Here is a 14,352-nt window from a genome sequence, read left to right as displayed (position 1 = left end):
AAGGTAATGGTCAGCACCGCACGGCGATACAGGATCAGGCCAGGTCGACGGTGCCCGAGGAGGATCACTCCGGCCGGTCAGGCGCGCGGCAGCCGGGCGGCGACGTACTGGGTGAGGTCGAGCAGCCGGTTGGTGTAGCCCCACTCGTTGTCGTACCAACCGAAGACCTTGACCAGGTCTCCGTGCGCCTGGGTGAGCGGGGCGTCCAGCACGCAGGAGGCGGGGTCGCCCACGATGTCGCGCGAGACGATCGGCGCGTCGGAGACCCGCAGCACGCCCTTCAGCGGCCCGTCGGCGGCCTCCCGGAACGCGGCGTTGACCTCGTCCGCGGTCACCTCCCGCTCCAGGACCACGCTCAGGTCGGTCAGCGACCCGTCCTCGACCGGGACGCGTACGGCGATGCCGTCCAGCGTGCCCGCCAGCTCGGGCAGGACCAGGCCGACCGCGCGGGCGGCCCCGGTGGACGTCGGGATGATGTTGACGGCGGCGCTGCGGCCCCGCCGGAGGTCCTTGTGCGGGCCGTCCAGGACGACCTGGTCGTTGGTGTAGCCGTGGATGGTCGTCATCAGGCCCTTGACCAGGCCGAAGTGGTCGTCCAGCACCTTGACCATGGGCGCCACGCAGTTGGTGGTGCAGGAGGCGTTGGAGACCACGTCGTGGCGCTCGGGGTCGTAGGTGCCCTCGTTGACCCCCATGACCACGGTGGCGTCGACGCCCTTGCCCGGCACGGACAGCAGCACCTTGCGCGCGCCCGCCCCCAGGTGTGCTCCGGCGGCCTCACGCGTACGGAAGCGGCCGGTGGCCTCGATGACGATGTCGACACCCAGGCCGCTCCAGTCCAGGGCGGCAGGGTCGCGTTCGGCGGTGACCGAGATACGGTGCCCGTCCACGGTCAGGGAGCTGTCATCGTGCTCGACGACGCGTCCGAGGCGCCCGTACGTCGAGTCGTGGGCCAGCAGATGGGCCAGCGTCTCCGGCGAGGTGATGTCGTTGACCGCCACGACCTCCACCGGGGTTCCGGTGTCGTTCTCCATACGCTCCAGCACACAGCGCACATAGTTGCGACCGATGCGACCGAAGCCGTTGATACCCACGCGCACGCTCATGTCCGTCGTCCTCCCCTGTCGGTGTCCGTTGCCTCCAGACTCCCGGGGACGGGCCCGTCGCGGCTTGAGCCGTACGGGGTGGACCGGGGGCCGGACGGGACCACGGTGAGGGCCGACCGGCCCTGGCGGTCTCGGCATCAGCTCGCTCGAATGTTCTCATCGCACGCGAAAGCCCCACCCCACACGTACGGGATCTGTCATGACCCTCGACGACGCCCACCCGTCCCCGGCCGAGCCGCGCCGAAGCAGCGGGATCGACCGCCTCGAAGCCATGCGGCTGCTGGGCAGCGTCTCCTTCGGGAGGATCGTCTTCACCCAGCACGCGCTGCCGACGATCCGCCCGGTCAACCATGTTCTCGTGGACGGCGACATCGTCATCCGCACCCATGCCGGCGCGGCTCTGACCTCACAGGCCCAGCAGGCGCGGGACCCGGGTGTCGTCGTCGCGTACGAGGCCGACGCCATCGACCCGGACACCCACCTCGGCTGGAGCGTGATGGTGACGGGATACGCCCAACTGGTCACCGACCCGCACGAACTGGTCCGCTATCAAGGGCTGTTGCGCCCCTGGGTGGAGCGGACCATGGACTACGCGGTCCGCATCCGCCCGGATCTGGTCACCGGACTGCGCCTCGTGGCCGCCTGAGCACCGAACCGTCGTCGGCCGTTCCGGCAGTTCGCGGGGCATGGCTTCGCAGTGCCGTGACTTCGCGGGGCCGTGATTTCACAGGGCCGTGGCTCAGTCGTGGGGCACCACCGCGACCGGCGCGACCGCCTCCCGCAGGACCTGATGGGTCACCGGGCCGATGCGGGGGCCCAGCGGTGCGGAGCGGCGACCGCGGCCCACGACGACGAGTGAGACATGGTGGGAGGCGTCCACCAGGTGTGCTCCCGCGGTACCGATCACCGGTTCCTCGGCCACCTCGACCTGGGGGAACTTCTCCCGCCACGGCCGCAGGGCGTCGGTGAGCAACTCGCCGTGTTCCACGTCCGGTTCCTCCGGTCCGCGTCCAGCCCGGGTGGCGGAGGGACTCCAGCCATGGATGACCCGCAGGGTGCCGCCGCGTCGTGCGGCCGCGTCGAAGGCGAACTCCAGGACGGTGTCGGCCGGAGGGTCGTGCAGGTCCAGGCCGACAGCGACGTCTCGATACGGATCCGCCGGGAAGGCCGTTGCGGTCCCCGCGTCGTCCGGTCGCCGCTCGTCCGCGACCCGTACCAGGACCACCGGCTGCTCGGCCCGGGCCACGACGGCCGACGCCACGGAACCGAGCAGGTGTCCGGCGGCCCGGCCCAGGCCCCGCGAGCCGAGCACCAGTACCTCCGCCTCACTCGCGGCCTCGGTCAGCGCGACCGCCGGGCGGCCGGCCGGACGACCGGAGGTGACGAGCAGGCCGGGGTGACGGCGGGTGAGCGACACTCCGACCTCGTGCAGCATGCTCGCGGCCCGGTCCACATCGGGCGGTGCGACGGTCTCGCCCGCGAACGGCACGTAGCCGTACGGCGGTTGGTCTCCGGCGTGCACGAGACGAAGCGGGAGCGACCGCAGCAGGGCTTCGCGGGCGGCCCAGTCGGCGGCGGCGACGCTCTCGGCTGAGCCGTCCAGGCCGGCGGTTACGGTGCGGGACATGTGGGCCTCCTTCAGGACGTGCTCCACTGTCGCCGCCCGCGGCCCTGTGGCAGGAGGGGCCACAGGTCCCGAAGTTCCGCCGGACGGTCCTGATCTCGCCGCCCACCGCCGCGCCGCCCGACCGCCGTCCGACGCTCACCCCGGGGCAGTCCGCAGCACGGAGCGACCGGCGCGGCAGCGGGTTCGCTCACCTGCCGTCGAAGGACCGCTCCCTGATCAGCCGGCCGGTGATGTCGTCCGGTTCGACGCGCACCCACAGGTCCCGTCGACCGCCCGCCCAGGGGCTGCTGTACGCGTGGGCCGCCAGCCGGCGCACGGCGGCGGGGTCCGTCACCTGTTGTGCGGGCCCGCGGACCAGGACGCTCCAGCCCTTGCTGAAGGTGTCGTCGATGTGGTCGACCTCGAAGGCGACCCTGGCTCCGAGTACTTGTGCGAGCAGGGAGTGGGGGGCCGTCCTGAAGACGATCGCGCCGTCCACGACGCTGTAGTTGACCGGCAGGACCGTCTGTCCCTCGGACGTGAGCGCCGCGAGCCGGCCCACGCCGTGTGTCGACAGCCTCCGCCGGCACTCCTCGACGTCCAGCGCCACGAACTCCGGCGCGCGGGATGCCTGTCCCAGGCCGGGCGGGCGTTCGGCGTCGCCGCCGGTGAGCGCGGTCAGGGTGGTCCTCAGGGCACCGGCGAGCCGCATGAGCGCGCTGGTGCCGGGGGCCGCGGTGGAGGTCTCCTCCAGGTAGCGGAGGTAGCCGGGGTCCATGCCCGCCCGGGCGGCCACCTCCCGTCGGCTCAGACCGAGTTCGGTGCGTCGGCGCGCGAGCCGCCGCCCGAGGTCACCGCGTGCGGAGTCGACCGACGGCGTCGCCGTGGCGGCCGGTGCCTGTTCGAGCACGGCTCTCGCCTCCTTGCGTCCTCAGGCCGCCGGAACGGCCAGGGTGTCGTGCCGTGTCCCGCCGAGCACGACCTTGAGCGCGCCGGTGTCGGCCGCGCGGGAGAAGACGTCGTACGCCTCCTCCATGTGTTGGAGCGGGAAGGAGTGGGTGACCAGCGACGAGGTGGGCAGCCGGCCGGCTGTGGCCATCCGCAGCAGGGTCGGCGTGGACGAGGTGTCCACCAGCCCGGTCGTGATCGTCACGTTCTTGATCCACAGGTCTTCCAGGTGCAGCGTCGCGGGCCTGCCGTGCACGCCGACGTTCGCCACGTGTCCGCCGGGCCGCACCATGCGCGTGCACATCTCGAAGCTCTCGGGGACGCCCACCGCCTCGATGACCACGTCGGCACCGAGGCCGTCGGTGAGGTCCCGGACCAGTTGCGCGGGATCGTCGTCGAGGGTCGCCACGGCGTCGGCACCGAGCCGGCGGGCGGCGTCCAGCCGGGACACGGCCGGGTCCACCACGAGGATCCGTTCCGGTGTGTACAGCCGGGCCGTGACGACCGCGGCCAGCCCGATCGGTCCGGCGCCGACGACGGCGACGGTGTCGCCGGGCCGCACGTGTCCGTTGAGCACGCCGACCTCGTAGGCCGTCGGGAAGATGTCGGCCAGCAGCACGGCGTCCCGGGAGTCCAGGGTCGCGGGCAACGGGTGCACGGAGAGGTCGGCGTGGGGTACGCGCACGTACTCGGCCTGCGTGCCGTCGACGAGGTGGCCGAGGATCCAGCCCCCGCCCCCCAGGCACTGGCCGTACGCCCCTTCGCGGCAGTAGCGGCAGCGGCCGCAGGCGGTGATGCAGGAGACCAGGACCCGGTCGCCCGGCCGTACGGTGCGGACGTCGCTGCCGGTCTCGACGATCTCGCCGACCGCCTCGTGGCCCAGGACCGTGCCGGGGCGCACCTCGGGCACGTCTCCCTCGAGGATGTGCAGGTCCGTTCCGCAGATGGTGACCGCGTCCACGCGCACGATCACGTCGGTCGGTTCCTTGATCGCGGGATCCGGGACGTCCTGCCAGGCGGACTGGCCGGCGCCGAGGTAGACGAAGCCCTTCATGACCGTTCCTCCTCGTTCCGGCGGAGCCGGGAGGGCCCCACATGTCCAGCCTGTACCGGGTGCTCCGCGTTCGCTTGGGCCGGTCGGCCCCCGTTCGGCGCCGAGGGGGCCCGGGTCACGGCGGTTCCGGGTCGAGCACCGCTCGCGGGTCGCGCCGCGGAGTGGCGGGGCCTTCCGGGCCGTAGCCGAGTCGGATCAGTATCTGGGCGTGCCCGGTGTGATCCGGTACGGGGCTCAGGTCCCGGCGCAGGTCCGGCCACTCCATGGGCTGGTGCAGCAGGGACGCGCGCAGTCCGTGGGCCGTGGCCACCAGCAGGACGTGCTCGAGGGCCTGGCCGGCGTGCAGCCAGTCGGTGCGGCGGTCGTGCCCGGTGGTGAGCAGCGCGATGGCGGGGGCGGTCTCGAAGTCCTGGGCGAGCAGCCGTTCGGGGTGCCGCTGCGCGGTGAAGTCACGCATCGGAATGCGTTCCCGCGCGTCCTGCCGTCCGAGGGTGTCCGACGGGATACCGATGTCCGCCCGGTCGTCCCGAGCCGCGTGCACCCAGCGTCGGCTCTCCACACTGCGATCGGGGGCGGCGCGGTTGCGCCGCTCGGCCTCGGCGGACAGCCGCAGCAGGCGCGTCGTCTCGACCGCCTCGGGGAACGCGAGGGACGCTCCCTCCGCGTGGGCGGCTTCGCCGAGTTCGGCACGGACCGCCGGAGGGAGTGGGCGGTCGGAGAAGGGGAACCTGCTGCTGTGCCTGCGCCAGATCGCGGCGTACAGGTCACGGCGATGGCTTGCTCCGGGCCGACGGCCGGGCGTCGTCAGCCGGACGGTCGCCAGCAGACCGGGTTCGTCGCAGTCGGGCAGCAGGCGTACGACGGGTGACCACCCGAAGTGGGCCACCGCGACACGGAGGTTGAACACGGACGCGCCCACCGACAGGTGCAGGGCGCGGCCCGTGGGATCCGCGTGGCGCAGGCTCCGCTCCGGTGCGGCGCGTACCTCGAAGGTCACGGTGTCGGGGTCCAGCCGGTAGCGCCACGGCTGGGTGTTGAAGTACGAGGGCGCGGCCACCGCCGCCGAGACACAGGCTTCGAGGGTCGCGGCATCCAGAGTCACGGTTCGCATGGCGCACCTCCCGTGGGGCGTCGGACAGTACCGATGCCTTCGAGCGTGGGAGTACGGCGGCCGCATGGCGAGGGGCCGATGGTCCCTCGCCGGTGGCCGACCAGGGCAGTGCGGGCCGCGGCGCCGAAAGCCTGCCGGTGCGCCGGCTCGGTGGGCGATGGGGGGCTGAACGGCCCTTGGCGACTCCGGACTTGGCCCCCGTTCGGCCCTCACCGGCCGCCTGGTCGGCCCATGCCACGGCCGGGGCCCCGATGCCACCTTGCTGACAGTGACCGTGACCGGGAGGTGCGTGGCGATGCGCGAAGGCAGGCGTACGACGAAGAGGCTGTGGCGGTGGCGGAACAGCCCGCTGCGGCGACGTGACGACGTTCTCGAGGCGTGGCTCGTGCTGACCGTGTGGGTGATCGCCGTCGTGGGCGGCACGCTCGCCGGCACGTTGACGGCCGGGGCCGCGGACGAGGTCTTCTCACAGCAGCGCGCGGAGCGGACCTCGGTACGGGCCGTACTCCTCGCCGACACCGCGTCCGCCTCGGCGAAGAGCTACCGGGCGGTGGCGAAGGTCCGGTGGACGACCCCGGACGGCTCCACCCGCACCGACAGCACCCTGGTGAAATCCGGCCAGAAGGCCGGATCCAGGATCGTGGTCTGGACGGACCGGCAGGGGAACCTGACCACCGCACCGCCCAGCCCCACGAACGCGGTCCTGGAGGCTGGCTTCCTGGGGGCCGTCGCCGCCCTCGCCGTGACCGGGGCGGCGTTCGGTGCCGGGAGGGCCGCGCGCTGGGGACTCGACCGGCGCCGCATCGCCCGCTGGAGCGAGGAGTGGGATCTGGTCGGCCCGCTGTGGAGCCAGCGGACGAGCTGACCCGTGCCGGACCGAGCGGCGCCGGCCGGTGCGCCGCAGACCGCGGACGTCCGGCGCCAGGTCCCCGTCCCTCTCCCTCCCCACAGCGCACACCCTTGTTCAGTCGTGCGGCACGACCGCCACCGGGCAGCGGACGTGGTGCAGCACCGCGTGGGTCACCGGCCCGATGTGGCCACCCGGACGACCTGCGCGAGTACGGCGGCCCACGACGGCGAGGGACGCTCCGGAACAGGCGCGCACGAGTTCGCCGGCCACCCGCCCCTCCCGTACGGTCTCCACCACGGACACGTCCGGAAACTTCGCGCCCCATGAACGCAGGGTCGCGACGACGGCGTGTTCGTGTCGGGCCAGCAGCTCCGGTCCAGGTGCCGGACCCGGCCCGGCGTCATCCGTGAGTTGGCCCGAGGCGCCGTAGACGTGCAGCACGTGCAGTGTGGCGCCGTAGCGGCGGGCGGACTGGAACGCGAACTCGATCAGCTCGTCGCAGGGGTGGCCGGTGTCGAGGCCGAGGACGACGTCTCGGCTGGGGATGTCCGGGATCTCGTCGGGCGAGATCCCGTCGGCCACCGGCAGGTGGTCGTCCGCCGCGGTCGCGCCCGCTCGTACGACCACGACGGGGCGCGTAGAGCGCGCGACCACGCGTTGGGAGACCGAGCCGACCACGAACCCGGCGAAGGCGCCCAGCCCTTGGGAACCGAGCACCGACACCTCCGCCTCGTCGGCCGCCGCGACCAGCGCGGTGACGACGGAGTCCGACCTCACCAGGTGGTCGACGATCTCCAGCTCCGGGTGCGCGGCACGGACGCCGGCGACGACGCCGTTCAGTGTCCGCTCGGCCCAGTCACGCTGGGCCGTACCCAGGGGCACGGCGGTGGAGGGGTGCGGGTGCCACTGCCAGACGTGCACGATCCGCAAGGGGGCGCCGCGTCGCAGCGCCTCCCGAGCCGCCCAGTGGGCGGCGGCGAGACTTTCCGGGGATGCGTCGACTCCCGCGACAACGTACCGAACCATGTGCGCGCCTCCTGGCTCCGGGCTGCTCGTTCCGATGTCGAGACTGCTGCCCCGACGGCCTGGCGAACAGGGGCCGTACGGCCCCGCCGGAGAACGGCCGGATCGGTCACGCCGACCGGGGCGGCCGGATCACCCGCCGCCGGAGTCCGTCCGGCCCCGCACGACGTGGAGGTGCTCGCCGGTGCGCGTCCGGGGTGCGCAGGTCGTCGTCGGAACGTACGGTGACGTTCTGGTGTTCGACCGTGGACTGGGGATGGCTCCGAGGGCGGGTCATCGGGTGGTGGAGGCGGCATGGCCGGCAGGGACGCGGCGAGGGTGCCGCGCAAGGTGTACGAGCAGGAACTGCTGCGGCTTCAGACGGAGTTGGTGAAGCTCCAGGAGTGGGTGCGGGCGGAGGGCGTCCGCTTGGTCGTGGTCTTCGAGGGCCGGGACGCGGCGGGCAAGGGCGGCACCATCAAGCGGGTCGCCGAGCACCTCAACCCCCGGGTCGCACGGATCGCGGCGCTGCCGAAGCCGACCGAGCGCGAGCGCACCCAGTGGTACTTCCAGCGCTACGTCGAGCATCTGCCGGCCGCCGGGGAGATCGTGCTGTTCGACCGGTCCTGGTACAACCGGGCCGGTGTCGAGCACGTGATGGGCTTCTGCACCAAGGAGGAGTACCAGCTGTTCCTGCGCCAGTGCCCGATCTTCGAGCGGATGCTGGTGGAGGACGGGATCGTGCTGCGCAAGTACTGGTTCTCGGTGAGCGACACCGAGCAGCAGGAGCGGTTTCGCAAGCGCCTGGAGGACCCGCTGCGGCGCTGGAAGCTCTCGCCGATGGACCTGGAGTCGCTCACCCGCTGGGAGGCGTACTCCCGGGCCAAGGACGAGATGCTGGTGCACACCGACGTCTCGGAGGCGCCGTGGTACGTCGTGGAGAGCGACGACAAGCGCCGGGCGCGTCTGAACATGATCGCCCACCTGTTGGGTTCGGTGCCGTACCACGACGTGCCGCCTCCGGTCCTGGAACTGCCGGAGCGGCCGAGGTCGACCGGCTACGAGCGCCCGCCGCGCGATCTGCAGACCTACGTCCCCGATCACGCGGCGAGTCTCTGAGAGCCGGTCTCCGCGGTCATGCCCGTTCGGGCACGATGGCGACCGGGCAGGCGGAGTGGTGCAGGACGCCGTGGGCCACCCGGCCCAGTTGCAGCCCGAAGTGCCGTTGTCCGCGCCGGGCCCCGATCACCAGGAGGCCGGCGCGGTGCGAGGCCTCGACCAGCACGGTCCGGGGGTGGCCCTCGACCGTACGGCGCCGCAGGTCGACGTCGGCGGGAACTTCCTTGAGCGCTGCTTCCAGGTCTTCCACGGCCCGCTGCTCGTGCAGGCGGGCCGGCTCCCCGGTCAGCAGCGGATGGTCGGTGCTCTCGTGCGCGGGGCATCGCCAGGCCCGCAGCGCTTCCACCGGCACTCGGCGTCGTTGTGCCTCCTCGACGGCGAAACGCACCGCCACGGGGGCCGTCGGCCCCTCACCGACACCCAGGACGATGCGGTCGTACGTCCCTGGCAGGGTCCGGTCGTCGTGGTCGCCCCGCACGACGACCATCGGGCAGTGCGCGTGCCCGGCGACGGTCAGGCTCACGGAGCCCAGCAGCGCCTCGGCGAGGCCGGTGCGGCCGCGGTTGCCCGTCACCAGCAGGGAGGCGCTGCGGCTTTCCCGCACCAACACGTAGTCGGGTTCCTCGGGCTCCACATGAGTGGAGACCTTCACGTCGGCCTGACGGCGGTGGGCGCGCAGGGCCACGGAGTCCATGATGTTCTGCGCCCGTACCCGCTCGGACTGCTTGCCCAGGGCCTCGGCCAGCTGGGAGCCCTCGTAGTGCTCCCACAGGGAGGCGAACACCAGCCGCAGCGGCACCCCGCGCAGGGCGGCTTCGTCGGCGGCCCAGTCGACGGCCCGCAGACTCGACTCGGAGCCGTCGACACCGACGACGACCGGAAGCTCCATCGCGCTCACCGTCCGGTACCGAGGTCGAAGACGATGCGGGCCCTGACCTGGCCGCGCAGCACCTCGTCGATGGACTCGTTGACCGAGGCCAGCGGCCGGGTCTCGGAGATGACCCGGGTGCGGCCGGCCGCGTGCAGCTGGAACACCTCGGAGAGGTCCTGCCGGGTACCGACGATCGACCCGATCACGCTGGTGCCGTTCAGGACGGTGTCGAAGATCGGGACCTGGACGGTGCCGTGCGCGGGCAGGGCGACCATGACGAGCCTGCCGCCGCGCCGCAGTCCGGAGTTGACGGCGGCGAAGGCGGCCTCGTTCACGGCCAGGGCGATCGCCGCGTGCGCGCCGCCGTGCCGCTTGAGTACCTCGCCCACGTCGTCCTTGCGGGCGTCGATGACGAGGTCCGCGCCCAGTTCGGTGGCGAGTTCGAGTTTCTCGTCGGTGACGTCGATCGCCGCGACCAGCGCTCCGGCGATCTTCGCGTACTGCACGGCCAGGTGACCGAGTCCGCCGATCCCGGAGATCGCCACGAGCTGCGTGGGCCGCACGTCGGCGACCTTGAGCGCCTTGTACGTCGTCACTCCGGCGCAGGTCAGCGGGGCGGCGTCGACGGCGGTGACGCCCTCGGGCACCGGCTGGGCGAAGTCGGCCCAGGCGAGCATCTTCTCGGCATGGCCGCCGTCGCAGCCGTAACCGGTGTTGATCTGCTGCTCGCACAGCGTCTCCCAGCCGGACAGGCAGTGCTCGCACCGCCCGCAGGCCCTGCCCAGCCAGGGCACGGCGACCCGCTGCCCGACGGAGAGGCAGGTGACCCCGTCGCCGAGCTTCTCGACGAGGCCGACACCCTCGTGACCGGGCACGAACGGCGGGTTCGGCCGGACCGGCCAGTCGCCGTGGGCGGCGTGGATGTCGGTGTGGCACAGCCCGGAGGCCTCGACACGGACGCGCACCTGGCCGGGGCCGGGCTCGGGGTCCGGCCGGTCCTCGATGACCAGGGGCGTGCCGAAGGCTCGGACAACCGCTGCCTTCATGACGGTTCCTCCTCAGGGATGGGGTACGACGGCGACGGGGGCGGTGGAGTGGTGCAGGACGGTATGGGCGACGGAGCCGATGTGGGCGCCGAACGGGCTGCGGCGGATGCGCCGGCCCACGACGACCAGCGAGGCCTCGCGGGAGGCGTCGACGAGGTGGTGGCCGGGGCTGCCGTAGGAGGACTCCTCGCCGACCTCGACGTCCGGGAACTTCTCGCGCCACGGGGCCAGGACCTCGGTCAGGACGGCGGTCTCGCGCCGGGACAGTTCGCCGTGGAGTTCGAGGTCCACGGACAGGCCGTAGGCGTAGTACGGGGGTGGGTTCCAGCCGTGGACGACCCGCAGGGACGTCGCGCGGCGGACGGCGGCGGCGAACGCGAAGGCGATCAGCTCCTCGTCCGGGTTCTCGATGTCGAGGCCGAGGACGACGGGCCGGAACGGGGTCGCTGCGGACGGGATGCCGGCCGGGTCCGTCTCGTGCTCGTCGGCGGCCTGTTCTCCGGCCCGGACCAGGACGACCGGCCGCTCGGCGTGCGCCACGACCGCCAGGCCCACGGAACCGACCACGAATCCGCCGATCCCGCCCAGTCCGCGCGAGCCGAGGACCAGCAGTTCGGCGTCCCGCGCCACGTCGGTCAGTACCTCGGCCGGTCGGCCGGAGAGCTGCTCGGTGGTCACGTCGAGGCCGCGGTGGCGCAGCCGGAGCCCCTCGGAAGTCTCCCGGGGAATGCGCTCGGTCCAGTGCTGCCGGGTCTCGGCTCCGAGCAGCGGCGCCTGCGCCATGGGTGCCGGTGCGGGCTCCCAGACCTGGACCAGCTTCAGCGGCAGGCCGAGCAACTGTGCCTCGCGGGCCGCCCACTCGGCCGCCGCGCGGCTCTCGCGCGTGCCGTCGAGGCCGACGGTGACGGTGCGGGGCATGGTCTCCGCCTGGGGCATGGTCTCGGCCTGGGTCATGGTCTCCACCTCCTGAACAGGGGTCCCCGACTCCTGGCTCGGGGTCCCGATTCGAGCGTCGTCTGCGGATGAGGCCCCCGGCAGGGGCCGCATGTCCCTGCCGGGGGCCGACCGGCCCTGGCCGGTCGTCGGTACGGCGGACCCGCCGACGGGCCCGCCGTGCCTTCCTCGGTCAACGCAGCCAGCGGTTGCGGCCGACGAGCGGAAGCCTGGCCCACAGTCGGCCGAGGCCCAGGGTGTCGCCGGCGGAGGCGGCGGCCAGGGCGATCAGGACGACGGCGTAGACGAGGTGGTACTCGGCGAACGGGTTCGTCGACATGCTCGGCGAGCCGTCCGAGAGGTGCTGGGCGGGCGGCCACTCGGCGACCCACATCAGCGCCATCATCACGGTGCCCGCGACGGCCGCGAGCCGCAGCGCCACACCGGCGATCAGTGCGACGCCGATGCCGAGCAGACCGAGCATGAACAACCAGTCCGCCCAGGCGTCGCCCGCCCAGGAGTGGAAGGTGGACTCCATCGGCCCGACGGCCACTCCACCGAGGAAGCCCTGAGTGGGCGAGCCGCCGTCGATCCAGCCCTTGCCGGACTGCGTGGCGTAGCCGAGACCGAAGGTCTTGTCGAGGAAGGCCCACAGGAAGACGAACCCGGTGAGCAGGCGCAGGGACGCGAACGCGTAGGCCGGCGCGGTGTCCGTGCCGATGAGCGCCGACGCGGCGGAGTCGGTTGCGGAAGCGGTCCGGCGCCTGCGGAAGGACGGCAGGTGGAAACCCGGGCTCCGGTGAGGGTGCTCGTGCACGGCCATGGTGGTGATCCCTTCGGGGAGGGGGAACCGTCCGGTCGGTTCCTGACGCCCCTCACTCTCGTGCCGCGGGGCGGCGACCACCGAGTGCCGAAGGACCGTGGCCGTGGGGCTGAACGGCCCTGCCTTCAGGGACCGTTGGGTGCCGTGTCCGGCCTCAGTACGCCCTCAGTACGGCCTCAGAGGGGAAGGCCTGGGCCGAGTCGACGCACCCGGTGAACCCATGAGGCCGCGCGATGGTGCCGAAGGTCGTCTTGGGCGGAGCCGAGTGGCCCGGCAGACGGGCCGAGTGGCCCATGGGCCGACGTCGGTGAGGGGCACAGGCTGGCACTGGTAGTTCCCATACCGTCGGGAGGCACGCCATGATCACCACGCCCACGCCCACGCCCAGCATGCTGCGCGCCCTGCCCGCCGAGCACCGGCACCGGCTCATGCGCGTCGCTCGTGAGGTGACGATCCCGCAGGGGACGCGACTGTTCGAGGAGGGCGGCCGGGCCGACCGGTTCTGGATCATCCGTACCGGAACCATCGAGCTCGACATGCACGTTCCCGGACGTCGCGCGGTGGTCATCGAGACCCTGCGGCACAACGAACTGGTGGGCTGGTCCTGGCTGTTCGCACCGCACGCCTATCACCTGGGTGCCGAAGCGACGACCCCCGTGCGGGCCTACGAGTTCGACGCGACGGCCGTCCGCCTGATGTGCCAGGACGACCCGGCCATGGGCCACGCCCTGGCCCAGTGGGTCGGTGACGTGCTCGCCCACCGCCTGCGCTCCGCCCGGATCCGCCTGTTGGACCTGTACGCGCCGTACGGCTCCGGCAGCTACGTCTGAACCGAAGGAGTGACCATGCACGGCACCCCGCACATCGTCAGCGACGTCATGACCCACACGGTCGCCGCCGTCGGCCGCGAGGCGACCTTCAAGGAGATCGTGCAGCTGATGCAGGACTGGAAGGCCAGCGCCCTGCCCGTTCTGGAGGGCGAGGGCCGGGTCGTCGGCGTCGTCTCCGAGGCGGATCTGCTGCCCAAGGAGGAGTTCCGCGACAGCGACCCCGACCGGTACACCCAGCTGCGCCGCCTCTCCGACCTGGCGAAGGCCGGCGCGGTCACCGCGGAGGAGCTGATGACCTCCCCGGCCCTCACCACCCGCCCGGACGCCACCCTCGCCCAGGCCGCCCGCACCATGGCCCACTCCAAGGTCAAGCGGCTGCCCGTGGTGAACGAGCTGGGCATGCTGGAGGGCATCGTCAGCCGGGCCGACCTGCTCAAGGTGTTCCTGCGCGGCGACGAGGAGATCGCCGAGGAGGTCCGCCGCGAGGTGGTGTCCTACCTGTTCCCCTCCCCCGCCTCGGCGATCCGCGTCGCCGTGCACGACGGCGTCGTCACGCTCTCCGGCCGCGTCCGCGACACGTCCCTGATCCCTGTGGCCGCCCGCCTGGTACGCGCCGTCGAGGGCGTGGTGGACGTGGACTTCGACCTGGAGGAACGGGGCAACTCCGGCGGCTCGACGGACACGAGGGCCGCACAACCCGGTCGCGCGGGAGCCAGTCACTCGGCGTCGGATCCTCGGTGAGCCGGCGGCGCTCCACGGTCAGTTGGGGTGCGACGACGTCGTACGCCGAGCTGGTCGCCGTTCCAGGGTGACGGGTGGCGCGGCCGGACGGTTGCCCGTGGCGCTCGGGGGCAGGCACAGCCACATGATGAACAGGAGCCGGCCTTCGACGATGCCGATGCGCCGCTTGACCGGATTACGTCGGCAGGATCCGGTAGACACGGGCGTCGGTGATCCCCCGCGGCGAATGTTTGGGCGGGCATCTTCCCAGCTACATGCCCCGAAGCGGCGAGGCGGATTGGGCCTCCGGCGCGCGACTCGGGCCGCGACCTG

16 protein-coding genes are annotated in these 14,352 nt (G+C 72.5%); 5 read left to right on the top strand and 11 right to left on the bottom strand.

The window, feature by feature from the left end:
• Window positions 1-77: 77 nt before the first annotated feature.
• Window positions 78-1,106: a type I glyceraldehyde-3-phosphate dehydrogenase gene (gap, locus tag K4B79_RS29355; protein ID WP_232030026.1), complete on the bottom strand. Its 1,029-nt coding sequence runs from the start codon at window positions 1,104-1,106 to the stop codon at window positions 78-80.
• 199 nt (window positions 1,107-1,305) lie between these two features.
• Here gap and K4B79_RS29350 point away from each other — a divergent pair, with 199 nt between their 5' ends.
• Entirely contained in the window at window positions 1,306-1,752 is a 447-nt protein-coding gene (locus K4B79_RS29350) for a pyridoxamine 5'-phosphate oxidase family protein (RefSeq protein WP_232030024.1), read from the top strand.
• 93 nt (window positions 1,753-1,845) lie between these two features.
• Here the strand turns inward: K4B79_RS29350 and K4B79_RS29345 are convergent, their stop codons facing one another.
• From K4B79_RS29345 to K4B79_RS29330, 4 genes are all read right to left on the bottom strand, one after another.
• Complete coding sequence (locus K4B79_RS29345; protein ID WP_232030021.1) at window positions 1,846-2,733, bottom strand: universal stress protein; 888 nt, start codon at window positions 2,731-2,733, stop codon at window positions 1,846-1,848.
• A gap of 187 nt (window positions 2,734-2,920) precedes the next feature.
• The gene (locus tag K4B79_RS29340; RefSeq protein ID WP_232030019.1) at window positions 2,921-3,622 is read right to left on the bottom strand and encodes a helix-turn-helix domain-containing protein; all 702 of its coding nucleotides are present in this window, start codon (window positions 3,620-3,622) and stop codon (window positions 2,921-2,923) included.
• 21 nt (window positions 3,623-3,643) lie between these two features.
• On the bottom strand, window positions 3,644-4,714 hold the full coding sequence (locus K4B79_RS29335; RefSeq protein WP_232030017.1) for a zinc-dependent alcohol dehydrogenase family protein: 1,071 nt from the start codon (window positions 4,712-4,714) through the stop codon (window positions 3,644-3,646).
• A gap of 115 nt (window positions 4,715-4,829) precedes the next feature.
• Window positions 4,830-5,825 (bottom strand): Acg family FMN-binding oxidoreductase, encoded by a 996-nt coding sequence (locus tag K4B79_RS29330; RefSeq protein WP_232030015.1) that lies wholly within the window; start codon window positions 5,823-5,825, stop codon window positions 4,830-4,832.
• 295 nt (window positions 5,826-6,120) lie between these two features.
• On the opposite strand from K4B79_RS29330, the gene K4B79_RS29325 reads away from it, so the two are divergent.
• Window positions 6,121-6,690 carry an Rv1733c family protein gene (locus K4B79_RS29325; RefSeq protein ID WP_232030014.1) on the top strand — a complete coding sequence of 190 codons (570 nt, stop codon included), beginning with the start codon at window positions 6,121-6,123 and terminating at the stop codon, window positions 6,688-6,690.
• Window positions 6,691-6,789: 99 nt separating this feature from the next.
• On the opposite strand, the gene K4B79_RS29320 is transcribed toward K4B79_RS29325, so the two are convergent.
• Entirely contained in the window at window positions 6,790-7,701 is a 912-nt protein-coding gene (locus tag K4B79_RS29320) for a universal stress protein (protein WP_232030012.1), read from the bottom strand.
• Window positions 7,702-7,992: 291 nt separating this feature from the next.
• On the opposite strand from K4B79_RS29320, the gene ppk2 reads away from it, so the two are divergent.
• Complete coding sequence (ppk2, locus tag K4B79_RS29315; RefSeq protein ID WP_232030010.1) at window positions 7,993-8,796, top strand: polyphosphate kinase 2; 804 nt, start codon at window positions 7,993-7,995, stop codon at window positions 8,794-8,796.
• A 16-nt stretch (window positions 8,797-8,812) separates the two neighbouring features.
• On the opposite strand, the gene K4B79_RS29310 is transcribed toward ppk2, so the two are convergent.
• The 4 genes from K4B79_RS29310 to K4B79_RS29295 all read right to left on the bottom strand — a co-directional run bounded on the left by K4B79_RS29310 (window position 8,813) and on the right by K4B79_RS29295 (window position 12,469).
• Complete coding sequence (locus K4B79_RS29310) at window positions 8,813-9,685, bottom strand: universal stress protein (protein ID WP_232030008.1); 873 nt, start codon at window positions 9,683-9,685, stop codon at window positions 8,813-8,815.
• A 5-nt stretch (window positions 9,686-9,690) separates the two neighbouring features.
• A complete protein-coding gene (locus K4B79_RS29305) occupies window positions 9,691-10,713 on the bottom strand; it encodes a zinc-dependent alcohol dehydrogenase (protein WP_232030007.1) in 1,023 nt (340 codons plus the stop codon).
• A 12-nt stretch (window positions 10,714-10,725) separates the two neighbouring features.
• Window positions 10,726-11,631 carry a universal stress protein gene (locus K4B79_RS29300; RefSeq protein ID WP_232030520.1) on the bottom strand — a complete coding sequence of 302 codons (906 nt, stop codon included), beginning with the start codon at window positions 11,629-11,631 and terminating at the stop codon, window positions 10,726-10,728.
• A 208-nt stretch (window positions 11,632-11,839) separates the two neighbouring features.
• Window positions 11,840-12,469 (bottom strand): DoxX family membrane protein, encoded by a 630-nt coding sequence (locus tag K4B79_RS29295; protein ID WP_232030006.1) that lies wholly within the window; start codon window positions 12,467-12,469, stop codon window positions 11,840-11,842.
• A gap of 359 nt (window positions 12,470-12,828) precedes the next feature.
• Between K4B79_RS29295 and K4B79_RS29290 the strand changes: the two genes are divergently transcribed.
• Both K4B79_RS29290 and K4B79_RS29285 read left to right on the top strand, forming a co-directional pair.
• Window positions 12,829-13,299 carry a cyclic nucleotide-binding domain-containing protein gene (locus K4B79_RS29290; protein WP_232030005.1) on the top strand — a complete coding sequence of 157 codons (471 nt, stop codon included), beginning with the start codon at window positions 12,829-12,831 and terminating at the stop codon, window positions 13,297-13,299.
• A gap of 15 nt (window positions 13,300-13,314) precedes the next feature.
• On the top strand, window positions 13,315-14,040 hold the full coding sequence (locus tag K4B79_RS29285; RefSeq protein WP_232030004.1) for a CBS domain-containing protein: 726 nt from the start codon (window positions 13,315-13,317) through the stop codon (window positions 14,038-14,040).
• Between the two features lie 18 nt (window positions 14,041-14,058).
• Here K4B79_RS29285 and K4B79_RS29280 read toward each other — a convergent pair whose 3' ends face one another.
• Window positions 14,059-14,241: a hypothetical protein gene (locus K4B79_RS29280; RefSeq protein ID WP_232030003.1), complete on the bottom strand. Its 183-nt coding sequence runs from the start codon at window positions 14,239-14,241 to the stop codon at window positions 14,059-14,061.
• Window positions 14,242-14,352: the final 111 nt, after the last annotated feature.

Source organism: Streptomyces lincolnensis, assembly GCF_021173675.1.
In the GTDB taxonomy this organism is placed as follows: Bacteria; Actinomycetota; Actinomycetes; order Streptomycetales; family Streptomycetaceae; genus Streptomyces; species Streptomyces lincolnensis_B.
Note: the sequence above shows the minus strand (reverse complement) of the source record. Positions and strands in the feature narration are given on the sequence as shown.